The organism is Paenibacillus sp. J22P51 (assembly GCF_059692215.1).
Genome location: NZ_JCAUAZ010000021.1, coordinates 1 through 16,121 on the forward strand (window position 1 = coordinate 1; position 16,121 = coordinate 16,121).

A 16,121-nucleotide genomic window follows, 5' to 3' on the forward strand; every position below is an offset into this window, starting at 1 on the left:
AAGGATCCATGGCTCTTTGGGTTACCTTTCACCAGTTCAATTTGAAAAAAGCTATTACAGAGTCGTTGGTTAATTCTCTTAGCGAGTGTCTACTTAGTTGACAGAGGTCCAAAAGTACAGCTAATTCCGTCCCGCTTCCCACGAAACGCCGAATAACTGGAAAAACTACAGGTAATTCGGCTGATTTAGACTGATTCGAAGGAATTGCGCCGAATTACCTGTAGGAAATCCAGTTATTCTCTCCGAGATGGCCTTATCGATCAAATTAGCTACAGAAAATCCATCTATTGTGGTCGTCCGTAGGCTCCTGGCTTCATCTACCTAGCCGCCAGCCTCATCTCCTTGTACCACCGCACCGTTTGCCTAATCCCCTCCTCATGCGGAGTCGTCATTTGCGGGCCAAACGCAGCAACAAATTTGCTATGATCGAGAATGAACGGCTGCTCAAACTCGTAGAAAACCTCTTTGATTTCCTTCAACATCGGATGGAATAGACCGATCAACGTAACCATGCGGCGGGATAATGTGCTAATTTTGCTTGTGGCGCCCAGCTCGTCGAAAATCAGCTCCAACATCTCCCGCGTTGTGAGTGTCTTCGCACTCGGGATATGCCAAACTTCACCCAAAGCACTCCCCTCTTGACCGAGTGTCACGAGTCCTCTGGCAAAGTCATCAATATACGTGTAGGTATGCGGCGCATCCAAGTTACCTAACAGACCTACTGGCTTGCCGCTCAAGGCGAAGCCAAAGACGCGCTCGCCTAAAGAGGACTGCCTGACCCCAGGCCCATAGAAATCCGATGCACGGCCAATCGCCACGCGGATTTTGCCCGATTGATGCGCTAGCAGCAATTCCTCTGCCATCTGGGCGCGTGTTAGCCCCTTTTTCCCCGTTGCACGGTGCGGTAGGTTCTCGGTTAGGGGTTGATTCACTTGACCGTACATGTACAGGTTGTCGCCATAAATCAGCTTGGCTCCTGCCGCGGAAGCACCCTCCATAATTCCCCGGGTTAAGGCTGGGAATTGTGTCGGCCAGTTCGTATAGCCAGGATGTGCACAGTGGTACACCGCGGAAGCACCCTTACACTGTGCTATCGCATCGGCCGGCTGGGCTGCATCACCTTTTACAATTTCAACAGACGCATCATCCACGGACAACTTGCCGCTGCGATTCACCATTCGAACCCGCTGCTCTCCACGCCGCTTCAATTCCCGCATAACGGCCATGCCTAATGGTCCCGTTCCAAAAATCACATTCACCTGTTCACTCATCCTTCATGCCCCCTCATCTTCGATATCCTAACGATATTGTCTACCGTAACGGGAGAGTCAAGAGGCATTTTGCAAATAGATCTGGCCTATTTAGAAATGGGAACTTGCAGCTCCACAACGACATTGTTGTAGTCATGAAGGTGATTTTCTCTGCCAAACAGATGCAGCTCTCGAACTGAACCGATCTGCGAATAGCCGTTGACCCCGAGCCATGTAAAAAGCGCCAATATACCATCACCAACGCCCATAAAGGGACCTTTGTAAACAAGGCTAGCCACCATTGGCTCTGCCGGGATTTCATACACCGTAATGGGTCCTTGCGGATGTATGCTCGATAAGGAATGGAAGCTGAACGCCACCTCGATATCGAAATTCTCCTCAATAAACTCTGTCATATGATACAGAACGTACTCTTGATGCATGTTAGCCGTCGTCACACTCCCGCCTAGCCCCTCTTCTAGCTCCTCGAACATACGGCAGCGGTAGACCGGCATATCCTGCAGCCGTGGAACAATTCGGCGAAGTCCAGCCACGTAAAGCGCCGGCACTTGCTTGATCCCAACCTCATAGGCAGGCTTCTCCCCCAGTTGCTCCAACTGATGCAACCTAGCATCAATTCGCGTCATTTGCTGAGTCGCCTCTTCGATTTGGGTAGCTAGCTCTTCTTTCTTCTGGTGCATCATGCGCTTCATATCGTCCTTCGTGAGCGCTTGATCGATCATCGTGGCGATTTCATCTAGGGAAAATCCCGCTTCCTTCAGCACGACAATCTGATGAATACGGATGAGCTGTTCATAAGTGTAATAGCGATAGCTTGTCGTGGTATCGATATAAGCAGGCTTCAATAAGCCTCGCTCATCGTAATGGCGTAGAGTCCGTATAGTGACCTGTGCGATTTTGGAAAATAGTCCGATTCTAATGAAATTCGACATCCTTATCCGCCTCTCGAATATGTGCCCTGATATTTCCATTATACGAATTTCATTAAAAAAAGGGTGAGCAAGTTGCAGCACGTATTCCTACTCCACTAGCTCGACAGACTGTTGTAGTAAGAATGAAAAAAAGACACCCTCAGCCCGCCCGAGGGTGTCTTCCTATATGTTCGCATTACGCAATGATTGCTTTACGTGCAGCCTCTAGTGCTCCAACGACCTTATCACACCACACATCAAATTCTGGATCTTCGCGCTGAAGCTCAGGATTAGCCAGGATATTGGCGATAGTGCGCTTTATCCCTTGATCGAATCGGGTTGTAGCCACGAATTCTGGCACAAGCCGTTTCAGCTTCGTGTTGTCGAATACAACGGAATTCGCCTTATCCCCGAGCAAGCCGCCTCGATAGTCCTGTGTGCTGACAGCATCCAGAAACTCAGACGCCACATGCACCGCCTGAAGCTTCACGCCAAGCGCATCGGCAATCGCTCCGTAGATTTGATTCCAAGTCAGCGACTCGTCTGACGTGATATGTACCGACTCCCCGATCGCATGGAGATTGCCCATGAGCCCGATGAACCCTTTGGCAAAATCGCTGTTGTGCGTCATCGTCCACAAGGAAGTACCGTCACCATGTATGATCACCGGCTTATTCTCCAGCATGCGCTTCGCCACCTGCCAGCTCCCTTTTGTTCCATGCACACCAAGCGGGATGGAGCGCTCATCATAGGTGTGGCTCGGTCGTATAATCGTGATCGGGAAGCCTTGCTCCCTGTATTGTTTGATCAAATACTCTTCGCAGGCGATTTTGTTTCTGGAATAGGTCCATAATGGGTTGGATAATGGCGTGCCTTCGGTGATGCGATAATCCGAAAGCGGTGTCTGATAAGCCGAAGCTGAGCTAATGAACATGAATTGCTTTGTTTTGCCCTCAAACAAACGATAATCCCGCTCCAGCTGTGACGGCTCGAACGCGATAAAATCCGCGACAACATCGAACGATAAGTCCTCGATCAGCTTAGCTACACGTTCCTCATCATTAATGTCCGCTTGCAGAATACGTGCACCTGCTGGCAAGTCCGCATTGCGAGTGCCGCGATTCAGTAGATACAACTCGCACCCTGCTGCTAACAGCTGTCTGGTAATTGCCGAGCTAATGGTTCCTGTGCCGCCAATAAATAGCGCTTTCATACGATCGCCTCCGTTACTCATATATGTACTATGCCTGATTCGTCAGGACTGCATCTGTCAGCTGTTTATACTTCCCATACCACGCATTCCACATCTCCTTACGCGAGGTAATGGTTCTCCCCTCCAGCAAAGCCTCGATCACATCAAAGCAAACGTGCCACCCAGCCAAATCCCTTGGCGTGTGCTCCGTAATTTTATGTAGATATTCACTGAATACGAAGTGACATCCACCGTCTGGCTCCGCTTGGAGTTCGAAACGAACGCGATCCTCGTCCCAGGTGTAAGCCAGTACACGATGTGTAGTAAGCCCCAGAATCTCCATGGGAATGAATGTGTCGTTTGGCATATTAAACTTGATCACGCCGCCCTCTCGGAGCTCTTCCACTTCTAGCTCGGGGAACCATTGCATAAGCTTATCGTTTTCCGTCAACCATGACCATACTTCCTTCACATCATGCTGCCAATGACGCTCATAACGAGCCAAATAACCACCTTGGGCGGGTTGCAGATCAGCTATCATACGATGCCTCCTCTATCTTTTCCTATCTCACAAGCACAAGAATACGCATAATTTCATCTTACCTGTAGATGCTTGTTCAATCAAGAAAAGGCGCCGAGCGAACATCGGTATCAATACTAGCGGTACCCCTCGCCATACCCACCTCAGCTCCCTTCGTCCGCATGTCTAACTGTATAAACTACAGCTAATTCTGCAACTTATCTCGTTTCTGAGAAACTAACTGGATTTCCTACAGGTAATTTGACCGAATGTTGCCAAAAGGACCGATATCGAAATATTTAACTGGAGATTTTCCATCTATTCCTCAATATCGAGCATTTTGGGCGAAATTAACAGGAGGTTTTCCAGTTAACTTAGGTGGAGCCCTCATTACTTTCATTCCGAAAGACTTTCGTAAGATTTAGGAAAGAGTCTTGCATGGTGTGTCCAGTAAGATATGTTTATGAAACTTATTGGAGGTACGCATATGAACATGCCCAACATTCACCCCGTAGTCGAAGTTCGCCAGCTGACGAAACGGATCCGAAATAAAAACATTGTGGATCAGATCAGTTTTGATCTTTTTCCTGGAGAGGTGTTCGGCTTTCTCGGGCCAAATGGGGCCGGCAAAACGACCACCATCCGCATGATGGTCGGGCTTATCGGGATGAGCGACGGTGATGTCGTCATTAACGGCCACAGCATTCGCAGCAGCTTCCGGGAAGCGATTCGTCACGTCGGCGCGATTATCGAGAATCCCGAGCTGTATAAGCATCTCACTGGGATGCAAAATCTAAAGCAATTCGCCCGCATGGTGGAGGGTATCCCGCAGAGCCGCATCGACCAGATCGTGCAGCTAGTTGGGTTAACAGCCCGGATTCACGACAAAGTGAAGACATACTCTCTCGGCATGCGCCAGAGGCTTGGAATTGCGCAGGCCCTTCTGCATAAGCCGGCTGTGCTCATTCTCGATGAGCCGACCAATGGCCTTGATCCCACAGGCATTCGCGAAATGCGCCAGCTCGTTCGCAAGCTCGCCGCCGAAGAAGGTATTGCCGTGATGGTGTCCTCACATCTACTCGCCGAAATGGAGCAAATGTGCGACCGCTTCGGTGTCGTGACGGAAGGGCGTTTGCGAACAACCTTCTTACTGGCAGACTTACAAACTCAGACTGAAACGCAGACGCTCGAAGAGAAGTACATCGGGCTAACGGAGGTTGCCAACTATGCGTAATTTTACAACACTAGTACAGAATGAATTCATTAAGATATTCACCAAAATCGGCAGCTGGGTGATGATTGCATTCGTTCCTATTCTAGTTATCGCAGCAGGCTTACTCTGTCGATACGCGGACCAAGATGAGCTTAAAGTGAACAATGTGTGGGAGTTCATGGACTTGATCCTCTCCGCTATTCCGAATCTCATGGATATCGTTACCTTGTTTACGATCATCGTTGCCGCGGGCATTGTGGCCTCTGAGTTCTCTGGCGGTACGATCAAATTGCTGCTAATCCGTCCATTTAGCCGTTCCACGATCCTGCTTTCCAAGTTCGGGACCGTCTTATTGTACGGGCTGGGGCTTACGATACTGCTCTTACTGTCTGCGTACCTTACAGGAGGTATCCTTTTCGGATTCGGTGGCGCTTCTGAGCTGCATGCTGGGGCTGCTTTCTCAAATGTTTCTTACTTCTGGAAAGCTGCAGGCTACAGCGGCATCGAAATGATCGTCATGGTCACACTCGCGTTCATGTTCTCATCCGTGTTCCGTGCAAGCTCCATGGCCATCGGCATTTCCCTGTTTTTCTTACTGACAGGAGGGCAGCTTGCCTACATCCTCAAAAAATTTGAATGGTCCAAATTCCTGATTTTCGCCAATACCAATTTGCTTAGTTATGTAGACGGCAGGCCACTCATTGCCAGTATGTCACTCTCTTTTTCATTAATGATGTTGGCGTGTTATCAGCTTCTTTTCCTTGGCCTTGCTTGGTACGTGTTCGTGAAGCGCGATGTTTCTATCTAATGCGGTGTGGTTTCATTATGCGCAAGGAAAGAAGTATACTGAAAGCAGATGAAGTAAAAAGGTGGAACGACATGTCCAATCACATTTTGCTTGTAGAAGATGACCTGGCGATCGCTGAAATGGTGGAAAGACATTTATTGAAAGAGAGTCTCACCGTTCGTCATGCCCCTGATGGGGAGGCGGCGCTGCGGCTCTTTGCCGAGGAAGCTTTTGATATGATCCTGCTCGATCTGATGCTGCCTGGCGTGGATGGCATGGAGGTCCTGCGCAGGGTGCGGAGCGGAAGTACGGTGCCGGTTCTCATTCTGTCTGCGAAGGACAGTGATGTGGAGAAAGCGCTGGGTCTCGGCTTCGGCGCTGATGATTATTTGGCCAAGCCATTCTCACTCATCGAGCTCTCCGCACGGGTAAAAGCGATGCTGCGACGAGCATCCCAATATGCCAGTCCTCCTGCGAGTGCTGAGCTTACCCTCTTGCGCATCCACGAACTGACGCTTCATCCAGATGAGCATCTCGTTACCAAAAATGGGACCCCCCTCAACCTTACGGCGAAGGAGCTTCTTATTTTAAAACTGCTGATGTCGCATCCGAAACGCGCCTTCTCCAAGGAGCAGATTTATCGCTCGGTATGGAATGACGCTTATTATGACGATGTGAATGCCATTCAGGTCCATATTTCCCGCTTACGGGATAAAATTGAGGACGATCCTGCGAACCCTCGATACATCAAGACCGTATGGGGGATCGGTTACAAGATGGGGGATTTCTGATATGAACCTGTTTTGGCTCAGTCTGTGTATCCTACTCGGGATACTTACCGTTGTTCAATTAAGACATAGCATCAGCCAATCGCGTGAACTCCGCTATTTACAGGCGAAGCTAACCGACATTCTTGATAAAGAATCCTCCGAGAAAATTCTCCTTCATACCGATTCCGTTCAGCTCCAAGGTTTGTTAATCGTCATCAACCGGCTACTAGATGCGAATCGCACAGTTGAAGCGGATTACACCCGCAAGGAAAACGCAATCAAAAAAATGATCGCCAACATGTCCCATGACCTGAAAACACCGCTAACAGTTGTGCTGGGTCTGACGGAAACGATCGTGCACGACCATTCGGCCACTGATGAAGAGCGCAGACGCCTCTCTCTCAAGGTTCACGATAGAACGCTCGATATTCTTAATCTGACGAATCAGTTTTTCGATCTGGCGCGGCTAGAATCGGGGGATCGTCCTGTCCCTTTGTCCAAAATCAATTTCAGTGAGGTGTGCCGGAACGGTATCCTTTTCTATTACGACATGATCGAAGCTCAGGGTCTGGAAGTCGATGTAACCATACCTGAGGAACCGATCTATGCCTACGGGAACTCAGAAGCACTCGGGCGTGTGCTGCAAAATCTGCTGTCCAACGCAATACGTTACGGAAACGACGGCGGTATGGTTGGCATCACGCTGCGACAAGATGCGGACTGCGTCTATATCGACGTCTGGGATCAAGGGAAAGGCATCGGTGAACGCGACCGCGTGCATGTCTTTGAGCGACTTTACACACTGGAAGATTCCAGAAATCAGACCTATCAGGGTAGCGGCCTAGGTCTAACCATTACGAAGCGGCTGGTTGAGCTTATGGAAGGGAGCATTTCCCTGCACAGTGTTCCCCATGTGAAGACCGTGTTTACGGTCCGTTTTCCCACACTCCGCTTTTGAAAGGAAACCGATCTGAATGAGCATCATCCTTCAAACGAAACAATTATCTAAAAGGTTCAAAAAGTCCGAGGTCATCTCTAATGTCAATATGCAGGTTCGCCGTGGCGAGATCTACGGTTTTCTCGGCCCCAATGGTGCGGGGAAAACGACAGTGATGCGCATGATTACGAATCTGGTACCCCCAACAAGCGGAGAAATCGAATTATTCGGTGCTCCCCTGACTCCCCACTCCTACGAAACAATGAAACGAATAGGCAGCATAATCGAATATCCTATCTTCTATGAACATCTGTCTGCACGCGGTAACTTGGGGCTGCACTGCGAATATATGGGCTATTATGATAAAAAGGCGATTAGCGAAACGCTTGATCTGGTCGGACTTTCTGACATCGGCAACAAGCCGGTGAAGGATTTTTCGCTTGGTATGAAGCAGCGGCTTGGCATCGCGAGGGCTATCTGTACGAAGCCTGAGCTGCTCATCCTAGATGAGCCTGTGAATGGCATGGATCCGTCGGGGATCCGGGAGATCCGCGATCTGTTTCGCATGTTGAGCAAGGAATATGGCATGACACTGCTCATTTCCAGTCATATTTTACAGGAAATGGAGCAACTGGCCGATACGATTGGTATCATCAACCATGGTAAGCTGCTTGAAGAGGTATCGATGGAGCAGATCCGTGGACGGCACAGCGAATATATCGAGATTATGGTAACTGATGTACGTCGAGCTGTGCTTGTCCTGGAGGATAAGCTGGCAATCACCAATTATAAAATTATGGACCGCGGCACCATACGGATCTATGATCCAAGCCTTGCACCTGCCATGTTGAATCGCTTGTTGGTGCAGCATGAGATCGATGTCGAGGCACTGAATAAAATGACGCGCTCGCTCGAAGACTATTTCCTCGGATTAATTAAAGGGGGAAACCGTGATGCTGTGGAAGCTCATCAAACTGGAAATTAAGAAAACCAAATGGCGTGGGTTGTTGCTCAGCGTTGTGATCACCAATATCTTGCTGGTGCTGTGGGTCGTGGGCAGCGACGTACCGCATAATGAAATCCATACCTATGACCGTGCCTTTCTGAGCATCATGAATTATGCGGGGATCACCTTTATCGTCTTCGCTTCGGTGCTCATGTCCCGTATGGTCATCGACGAGTATCGGAACAAAACGGTTACGCTTCTCTTCACTTACCCCGTGCCTCGCAACCTGATATTCCTAGCGAAGCTTGTCATTATCGGTGCTTGGACCTTTGCAACGGTGTTGATCGCCGACGTCTTCATTCTATCCGCGCTCTTGCTCGCCAATTCGCATTACCACTACATTACCGAAACGCTGACACGCGATCGGCTTCTGGCAGAAGCCATTCGTATACTGATCTTCGCCTTTACATGCGCGAGCGTATCGATGATACCGCTGTATTTCGGCATGCTCCGGAAGACAATGCCTGCGCTGATCGTGAGTGCCTTTATTTTATCCAACGCTACGATGGCGATTGTCAATAACATATCCGTTGATGACAGTTACGGTAATTATGTGATGGCAGCTTTGTTGTGCTTCGTGGTTGGGGCTCTCATGGCTTACGCGGGCGTGCGTAGGAGCCAGTTGTAGTTGGGGCTGCGGAGCAGACATCCAGGCGGTGAGTCTTGGAGCTTTTAACTGGAAAAAATCCAGTACTTTCAGCACTTGTTCACCTCATATGAATAAATACTATAATAATTTTCTACTATGCTAGTCATTTATCGACAAAGTTTAAGGAATCGTTTACACTATTTATGAAACTTATTGAATAGTTATGCAAAATGATGTAAAGCGATCAGCCAATTAGGGGGGCTAAATGGTGATTACAGCAAATAAACCTGCATTTATACAAGAGTCAAAGTTGTTTTGTAAGCACATAGGCATGAATCCCAAAGAGATTCCATTTCCCCAGAAGATATTATCACCTGCTGAATTGAAGGATAAAAGGGAAGAGTATGAAGAAATTTTGTCAGTCGTAAGTTTCTTCGGAGAAAAAATCCTTCATTATTTAAAAGGAACTCCTCTTTTATTATCTGTTTCTAATGATCAAGGCTTCATCCTTCAGATGATGGGCGATGAAACGATAAAAAAAACCATAAACGAGCTTGGAATTAGCTCAGGTGTACAGTTTACTGAAGCTAGCATGGGAACCAATGTCGTTAATATGGCGTTAAAATACAACCAGTCCCCAATCCAGCTTATTGGTGATGATCATTATCACGAATACTTGCACGGCAGTGCCTGCTATGCTGTTGCATTCCATTACACAGACGTCAACGACCTTCTTGGAAGCTTGATCATCATGACCGCTAAAGAGTTTCAGAATCCCATGTTGATTACGATGCTAGCAACTACTGTAGACTCTATTGAAAGAGAACTACTGCTGCGCAAGCAGAATCGAAAACTAAATATTTTAAACCAAATCATTATGGACAACACCCGTAATGGAATTATTTTGACGAATCGGGATGGGGAGATTATTACCTTCAACCAATACGCTGAATTATTTACCGGGAAGTCTAAAGAAGATATGTTGGGTACAAAAGTTCAGCATCTAACCTCCATGGGAGAATATATATACGAAGTTATCCAAAATGGGAAAACTTTTGAAGACGTTCAGATGACCTTTGAGCAAAACTCAACAGAGGATCGACTAGTATGCCTATTCGATGCTTACCCGTTGTATGACGAGAAAAAGCAGTTACTAGGTGCCTTTGGACAGTTTAGGAGCATTACAGAAAGGGTCAAAGCCGAAGAAAGGTACAACTACTTGGCTAATCACGACGATTTAACCAAGCTCCCTAACCGTCGTTACTATAAGGATAGAGTTACTCAATTAATTCAACAGGCGGAAGACGTAGACTATCAGGTTGCCATTGTATGTTTAGATTTAGACCGCTTCAAGATTATTAATGATACGTTAGGCCACTCTAGCGGAGACTTAATCCTCACTATGGTTGCTTCACGGCTTCGAGATTTGCTGAAGCCAAGTGAATTTGTAGCGAGGATGGGAGGAGATGAATTTATGTTCGCCTTCTCTCAAATAAAGTGCGCGGAAGAGGCTCTGGATCGGGTAAAAGCCATCCTCCTTATTTTCAACGAGCCATTCAATTTAAATGGATACGAATTTCATTTAACAGCTAGTGCGGGCATCTCTATATACCCGAAAGATGGGCATAACCTTGAAAATTTAATGATTACGGCAGATACGGCCATGTACAGTGCAAAGAACCGCGGTTTAAATATGCATGCTCTGTACTCGCCCGATATGAACATATCGACACGCGAGAAAATAGTTTTGGAGAGTTCTCTTCGGAAGGCCATTGAGAATAGTGAATTCCGACTGTTCTATCAGCCTCAAGTGGATATTAGAAGTGGTGAGATTAAAGGAGTAGAGGCTCTGGTTCGTTGGCAGCATCCCACTAAGGGGTTGATACCGCCCAACGATTTTATCCCAATCGCTGAAGAGACAGGCCTGATCACTCAGATAGACAGGTGGGTTCTACGCACTGCCTGCTTGCAGAACAAGAAATGGCAAGAACAGGGCTTTCCCCCATTTCGAGTCTCTGTTAATCTGTCTTCACAGGAATTTCTGGATGATGCCCTTGTAGATGAAGTAAAAAAAGTGTTGGATGAAACGGGTTTAGAGCCTAAGTATTTGGACCTTGAAATTACTGAAACGATGACAATGAATGTAAACCATGCTATCCCCATGCTTCGCAAGCTGCATTCCCTGGGCATTCAAATAAGTATGGACGATTTCGGGACAGGCTACAGTTCTCTAAATTATCTGAAAAATTTTTCGATCGATCGATTGAAAATAGACCAAAGCTTTGTCCGGGATATATCCAAGGGTTCGAATGGTTCTAACATTGTGAGCATTATTATTGCCATGGCCCATAGCATGAATCTCGAAGTAGTTGCCGAAGGTGTAGAAGAGAAAGAACAGCTTCGCTTCCTGCAGATTCAAAAATGCGATGAGGTTCAAGGGTATTACTTTAGTCCTCCAATCCCGGCAGAAGAACTTGAAAAATCATTCTCGGATCTTATTTTCAGAATGAAAAAGTTATACTGATAATATCTAGGGGGATCAAGATCTTATGCCATCTGTAAGTAGTGTTCTAGTTAAGCATCTGTCAAAATGGGGAGTTACCCATGTGTTCGGAATACCTGGTAAGCCTGTAACTCCACTTGTATTAGAGATGGACAATGCAGGCATTTCGTTTGTGCTAAGCAAGCACGAGGAAGGAGCTGGTCTGGAGGCAGCAGGCTATGCTCTAGTACGTAATACCTTAGGTGTAGCGCTTGGCACAGCCGGACCAGGCGGAATAAACATGCTGACTGCTGCAGGTCAAGCACTCTTTTCCAATGTACCTGTGTTGTTCCTTACAGGTTCTCCGCCAATCCGCGACATCGGAAAAGTGCTTGGTCAAGACAGTACTATGTTCGGCACAGATCTTGTTAAGATGTTCGAGCCCGTGACGAAATTTAGTGCACGAGTAGATCGTGGTGAGCTTCTTAGAAGTTATTTGGAGCACGCCATGGAGCATGCATTTACTGGCGTCCGAGGTCCGGTTCATCTATGCATCCCCGTTGACGTCTTAATGGAACAGATAGAGGACTTCGATTTAACGCTCCCTGATGCTTATCCGACAACCATAGCTTCCAATCTAGATCAAGTGGCCTCCCTTCTGGCCGAAGCCAAGCGCCCCTTACTATTCCTTGGGGGTGCGCTTCACGCGCTGAACGCTTACGATGAAATCGAAGCATTTGCCAAGAAGTGGTCTATTCCTGTGACAACAACCCCGGGTGGCAAAGGGGTTTTCCTCTCGAATCACCCACTGCACCTGGGGCCATATGGCCTTGGTGGGAATGCCCTTTCAGAGGCCTATCTCCGTGATGGGATCGATCTTTTGATCGTGGTGGGGAGCCAACTAAGTGATCTGGAGATTCCAGGGTTTAATCCGTCGATATATCCTAAGCATATTATCCAATTTGATCACGAACCCCGCTTTATTGGCAAAGCTCTATCGGTGGCTACTACCCCAGTCCTCGGAAACATCCGCAGTAATCTACAGGCTCTCTTGTCATTCGCCGATATTACAGTTGCACCGAGGTCTATGCCCGTTGCTTTCGAAAGTGAAGAAAGCAACGAATCTGCAGAGCTTCTTCGCGGCAAGCAAGTTATGGAGATTCTCCGTGAAGAATTACCTGATGACACGCTGGTTTATGGTGATGCCGGCAGCCATTCTTTTTATGCTATCAAGTATTTTGACATTAAGGTACCGGGTACTTTTTACTTTGAGGAAGTATATGCCACTATGGGCCGTGCCATTGGATATGCGGTCGGTGCCAAGTTCGGGGCCCCAAATAGAACAGTCGCTTGTTTGACAGGCGACGGCTGCATGTTTATGAACGGGACGGAAGTATCTACTTCGGTCAACTACGACGCCCCTGTTCTCTTTTTAGTAGCGAACAATCAATGCATCGACATGGTAGATAAAGGAATGGAACGGCACCTTGGCAGAGCGGTGGGGACTACCTACAAGGCACCGCTAGATGGAGCCAAATTTGGTGAAGCTCTTGGTGCAAGGGGTTACCGCTGTACAACGGCTGAAGAGCTGCGGCATGCCATTCAAGATGCCCTTAGATGCAATCATACGAGCGTAATTGATATTATCATGGATCCAAAAGAAATTCCGCCAACGATGAAGAGGGGGTAAATATGCTTCTTACAACTAAATATCCTCAGAACATAATGCATGTAGTCAGAATGGATTTGGGAGGATCATCTCATTCTACGGAATTGGATCGTCAAATTAATGAGATGTCGAATATCGAGGTTATGGACAGATATCTGGCTTCCCATTACAAAAAAATAAAAGGTAATGAGATTAGGGAAGTTATTGAAATGGTTTATCGAATTAGCTTAGATACCATTTCTGCAAACGGTGAAGGCAGCCTTTTAGCTTCATTTCCCTTCGATATCATGGTACGTGTTAGAGAATCCCTAAAAGTTGACCCCGCTTCAACTGATCTCGACTCTCAAATCATGTCTATGTCGAAAGTTGAAGTCATGGACAGATATCTACTAACATGTGGAAATAAAATAACAGGGTCGGAAATTAGAAGAATAGTCAATGAGATTTTCGGTGTAAATCTGAATGCGCTCGCTACTTTGGATAAATCTAGATTATCCATCTTTTCAAAAGGACAATGGATTTTACAAAACAAAACTGACCTATTTAGTGTCTATACTGGAAAGGGGGACACAGATGTAAAAATTTGCGCTACAAATTATTTTATTGAAAAAATAGGATCCGATCAATTTCCCAATGAACTTCATGACTTCTTAATCAATTTAGGTTTTTCTTATCATACAGACATGAAAAGTTACAATTATTCGAACCCAACGGGTCAATCTATTTCTGACTCTTTCAAAGGACAACTAATCAAAACATTAGTAACATTTGTACAAGACCATTATTATAATTTAGGACAACTAGAAATGGTTTAGCCTCCATAGCATAGGAAAGGGCACCCGGCCGGGTGCCCTTTCCTATGCTACTCTCTGTTCTTACGCAGCCACGTCTCTCTTCGTGAACACGAGCCACGCTGTTAGATTGAAAATGATGAAATAGACGCTTAGCATAATAATAGAAAAGTCCAAGGTCATCCCTTTCTGATACGGGCGGCCGCTAAGGTACTGGGACAGATCAATATTGGCGAACAGCATGTATTTAGCCCACTCGTACGGCTGCAGGATCTCCATAAAAATCGCGCCTGCAAATAGGGCGAAGATCGAGAAGCCAATTGCCATGATACTGCTGCGGAAGGCAGAGGATATCATGAAGGCCATCGTGACGAAGATGATGGTCGATACACCATTGAGTAAGTACGACTTCCACAGGTGCCCAAACATATTACTCTCGACGATGCTGCCTGCGTCGTTAACGCTCACGAGCGGCAAGTTCCACTGCTGAAACTTATACAGCAGTCCGTTCAATAGAACGGAAACGATAAACAGGATGACGAGCAGAAGCAAACCAAATATAATCATAGACACATATTTCGACACTAATATCTTGGTGCGGTTCGCTGGTCGGATCAGCAGCAGCTTAATCGTTCCCGTCGTGAATTCTCCAGCCAAGCTATCCCCCGCTACGATGACGGTGAACAACGTGATTAAGATAATCAAATGCGCCGAATCATTAATGCCGCTCCACATCGTCCCCCCTTCCGGGTGAATGTCATGTTCTAGGTGGTAATCGTACACGGCGATTCGCTTTTGAAAGGACTGCCTGCTCTCCTCATTCAATTTCGATTCCTTCAGCACGTTTGTGAGTTCCTGCTTTTGCTCAATCACATGATCCCGCCACGCATCTGTCTCTCCCGATTTGTCATCATAATACCAATCCATAAAACTGCCTAGGAATACGACCGCGATCATGATGGCGACCATGAGCCATGTGCGTACACGACGATAAAGCTTCATATTTTCGTTAAGAATTAAATTAACCAACTTGTTCGCCTCCTGTCATTTCCAAGAACCGATCTTCCAGTGATTGCCGCACTACTTGAACACCATAGATGCGCACATCCTGACGCATGAGATGGGCTAGGATATCAGGTATGCAATCCCGCTCCGTAACGAGTTCCACACCCTCCGAAACGACTTTCGCCTCTTTCACGCCAGTCATGCCAACAAGGGCCGTATGAACCTGTTCAGGCGGCGATGCTTCGATCAAATAGGTTTGTGTCCCATCCTTCGAGTCTTGCATGAAATCTTGTATCGTCTTCACATCGACAAGCTTCCCTTGCTGAAGGACTGCAACCCGATCACACATCAGCTCCATTTCGGTTAACAAATGGCTGGACACGATGACGGTGATCCCCTCGGTTCGCGTCAAATAACGCAAGTAATCGCGCAGTTCACGAATTCCCGCAGGGTCGAGTCCGTTCGTCGGTTCGTCCAGTATGAGCAGTGATGGCCTGTGGAGCAGTGCTTGTGCAACACCTAACCGCTGACGCATGCCCAGCGAGTACTTCCTCACTTTGTCGTGAATCCGAGTCTCCAACCTCACCAGCTTGACCACTTCATCGATCCGTTCCTTCGTAACCCCAGGCACCATGCGCGCGTAATGAACCAGGTTGTGATAGCCACTTAAGTACTTGTACATTTCGGGATTCTCAACAATAGCGCCAACATGGCGGATGGCCTGCTCAAATTCATGCTTAATGTTCTTTCCTTTAATCACAATTTCTCCCTGCGTGATGGACATTAAGCCAACCATCATGCGGATTGTTGTTGTCTTTCCTGCGCCGTTGGGCCCTAGGAATCCAAATATTTCACCTTTCGGCACATCAAAGGTCAGATTATCAATGACCGTGGTACGTCCGATTCGCTTGGTGACGCCACGCAGACTTACGATGGGCTCACTACTCATGAGGAGGTCTCCTTTTCAATTCGATTTGG

The 16,121-nt window shown here is 47.2% G+C and carries 14 protein-coding genes and 1 pseudogene; 9 read left to right on the forward strand and 6 right to left on the reverse strand.

Features of this window, described 5'->3' with window-relative positions:
- Nucleotides 1-317: 317 nt before the first annotated feature.
- The 4 genes from AC58QC_RS27490 to AC58QC_RS27505 form a co-directional block, all read right to left on the reverse strand.
- Entirely contained in the window at nucleotides 318-1,271 is a 954-nt protein-coding gene (locus AC58QC_RS27490) for an SDR family oxidoreductase (protein ID WP_497418233.1), read from the reverse strand.
- An 86-nt stretch (nucleotides 1,272-1,357) separates the two neighbouring features.
- Nucleotides 1,358-2,203 carry a MerR family transcriptional regulator gene (locus tag AC58QC_RS27495; protein ID WP_497418234.1) on the reverse strand — a complete coding sequence of 282 codons (846 nt, stop codon included), beginning with the start codon at nucleotides 2,201-2,203 and terminating at the stop codon, nucleotides 1,358-1,360.
- Nucleotides 2,204-2,378: 175 nt separating this feature from the next.
- Entirely contained in the window at nucleotides 2,379-3,395 is a 1,017-nt protein-coding gene (locus AC58QC_RS27500; RefSeq protein ID WP_497418235.1) for an SDR family oxidoreductase, read from the reverse strand.
- Between the two features lie 28 nt (nucleotides 3,396-3,423).
- Nucleotides 3,424-3,915, reverse strand: coding sequence for an SRPBCC family protein (locus tag AC58QC_RS27505; protein ID WP_497418236.1), 492 nt, complete (start codon nucleotides 3,913-3,915; stop codon nucleotides 3,424-3,426).
- Between the two features lie 481 nt (nucleotides 3,916-4,396).
- On the opposite strand from AC58QC_RS27505, the pseudogene AC58QC_RS27510 reads away from it, so the two are divergent.
- From AC58QC_RS27510 to AC58QC_RS27550, 9 genes and pseudogenes are all read left to right on the forward strand, one after another.
- A pseudogene (locus tag AC58QC_RS27510) lies at nucleotides 4,397-5,029 on the forward strand (ABC transporter ATP-binding protein); the annotation flags it as partial.
- Nucleotides 5,030-5,120: 91 nt separating this feature from the next.
- Complete coding sequence (locus tag AC58QC_RS27515; protein ID WP_497418237.1) at nucleotides 5,121-5,915, forward strand: ABC transporter permease; 795 nt, start codon at nucleotides 5,121-5,123, stop codon at nucleotides 5,913-5,915.
- 71 nt (nucleotides 5,916-5,986) lie between these two features.
- Nucleotides 5,987-6,685 carry a response regulator transcription factor gene (locus tag AC58QC_RS27520; protein ID WP_497418238.1) on the forward strand — a complete coding sequence of 233 codons (699 nt, stop codon included), beginning with the start codon at nucleotides 5,987-5,989 and terminating at the stop codon, nucleotides 6,683-6,685.
- Nucleotide 6,686: 1 nt separating this feature from the next.
- Nucleotides 6,687-7,622, forward strand: a complete 936-nt coding sequence (locus tag AC58QC_RS27525) for a sensor histidine kinase (protein WP_497418239.1) — start codon at nucleotides 6,687-6,689, stop codon at nucleotides 7,620-7,622.
- 16 nt (nucleotides 7,623-7,638) lie between these two features.
- Complete coding sequence (locus AC58QC_RS27530; RefSeq protein ID WP_497418240.1) at nucleotides 7,639-8,586, forward strand: ABC transporter ATP-binding protein; 948 nt, start codon at nucleotides 7,639-7,641, stop codon at nucleotides 8,584-8,586.
- A 19-nt stretch (nucleotides 8,587-8,605) separates the two neighbouring features.
- Complete coding sequence (locus AC58QC_RS27535; protein ID WP_497418241.1) at nucleotides 8,606-9,235, forward strand: ABC transporter permease; 630 nt, start codon at nucleotides 8,606-8,608, stop codon at nucleotides 9,233-9,235.
- A 226-nt stretch (nucleotides 9,236-9,461) separates the two neighbouring features.
- Complete coding sequence (locus tag AC58QC_RS27540) at nucleotides 9,462-11,720, forward strand: EAL domain-containing protein (protein WP_497418242.1); 2,259 nt, start codon at nucleotides 9,462-9,464, stop codon at nucleotides 11,718-11,720.
- A 25-nt stretch (nucleotides 11,721-11,745) separates the two neighbouring features.
- Nucleotides 11,746-13,368 (forward strand): thiamine pyrophosphate-binding protein, encoded by a 1,623-nt coding sequence (locus AC58QC_RS27545; RefSeq protein ID WP_497418243.1) that lies wholly within the window; start codon nucleotides 11,746-11,748, stop codon nucleotides 13,366-13,368.
- Nucleotides 13,369-13,370: 2 nt separating this feature from the next.
- Complete coding sequence (locus tag AC58QC_RS27550) at nucleotides 13,371-14,162, forward strand: hypothetical protein (protein WP_497418244.1); 792 nt, start codon at nucleotides 13,371-13,373, stop codon at nucleotides 14,160-14,162.
- A gap of 60 nt (nucleotides 14,163-14,222) precedes the next feature.
- Here AC58QC_RS27550 and AC58QC_RS27555 read toward each other — a convergent pair whose 3' ends face one another.
- Nucleotides 14,223-15,167, reverse strand: coding sequence for an ABC transporter permease (locus AC58QC_RS27555; protein WP_497418245.1), 945 nt, complete (start codon nucleotides 15,165-15,167; stop codon nucleotides 14,223-14,225).
- The gene (locus AC58QC_RS27560) at nucleotides 15,160-16,092 is read right to left on the reverse strand and encodes an ABC transporter ATP-binding protein (RefSeq protein ID WP_497418246.1); all 933 of its coding nucleotides are present in this window, start codon (nucleotides 16,090-16,092) and stop codon (nucleotides 15,160-15,162) included. Before AC58QC_RS27560 ends, AC58QC_RS27555 begins: the two co-directional genes overlap by 8 nt.
- Nucleotides 16,093-16,121: the final 29 nt, after the last annotated feature.

What these genes read in the sequence shown, in the direction of transcription:
- AC58QC_RS27490 (WP_497418233.1), bottom strand. Translation starts at nt 1,271, where the DNA reads ATGAGTGAACAGGTGAATGTGATTTTTGGAACGGGACCATTAGGCATG.
- AC58QC_RS27495 (WP_497418234.1), bottom strand. Translation starts at nt 2,203, where the DNA reads ATGTCGAATTTCATTAGAATCGGACTATTTTCCAAAATCGCACAGGTC.
- AC58QC_RS27500 (WP_497418235.1), bottom strand. Translation starts at nt 3,395, where the DNA reads ATGAAAGCGCTATTTATTGGCGGCACAGGAACCATTAGCTCGGCAATT.
- AC58QC_RS27505 (WP_497418236.1), bottom strand. Translation starts at nt 3,915, where the DNA reads ATGATAGCTGATCTGCAACCCGCCCAAGGTGGTTATTTGGCTCGTTAT.
- AC58QC_RS27515 (WP_497418237.1), top strand. Translation starts at nt 5,121, where the DNA reads ATGCGTAATTTTACAACACTAGTACAGAATGAATTCATTAAGATATTC.
- AC58QC_RS27520 (WP_497418238.1), top strand. Translation starts at nt 5,987, where the DNA reads ATGTCCAATCACATTTTGCTTGTAGAAGATGACCTGGCGATCGCTGAA.
- AC58QC_RS27525 (WP_497418239.1), top strand. Translation starts at nt 6,687, where the DNA reads ATGAACCTGTTTTGGCTCAGTCTGTGTATCCTACTCGGGATACTTACC.
- AC58QC_RS27530 (WP_497418240.1), top strand. Translation starts at nt 7,639, where the DNA reads ATGAGCATCATCCTTCAAACGAAACAATTATCTAAAAGGTTCAAAAAG.
- AC58QC_RS27540 (WP_497418242.1), top strand. Translation starts at nt 9,462, where the DNA reads ATGGTGATTACAGCAAATAAACCTGCATTTATACAAGAGTCAAAGTTG.
- AC58QC_RS27545 (WP_497418243.1), top strand. Translation starts at nt 11,746, where the DNA reads ATGCCATCTGTAAGTAGTGTTCTAGTTAAGCATCTGTCAAAATGGGGA.
- AC58QC_RS27550 (WP_497418244.1), top strand. Translation starts at nt 13,371, where the DNA reads ATGCTTCTTACAACTAAATATCCTCAGAACATAATGCATGTAGTCAGA.
- AC58QC_RS27560 (WP_497418246.1), bottom strand. Translation starts at nt 16,092, where the DNA reads ATGAGTAGTGAGCCCATCGTAAGTCTGCGTGGCGTCACCAAGCGAATC.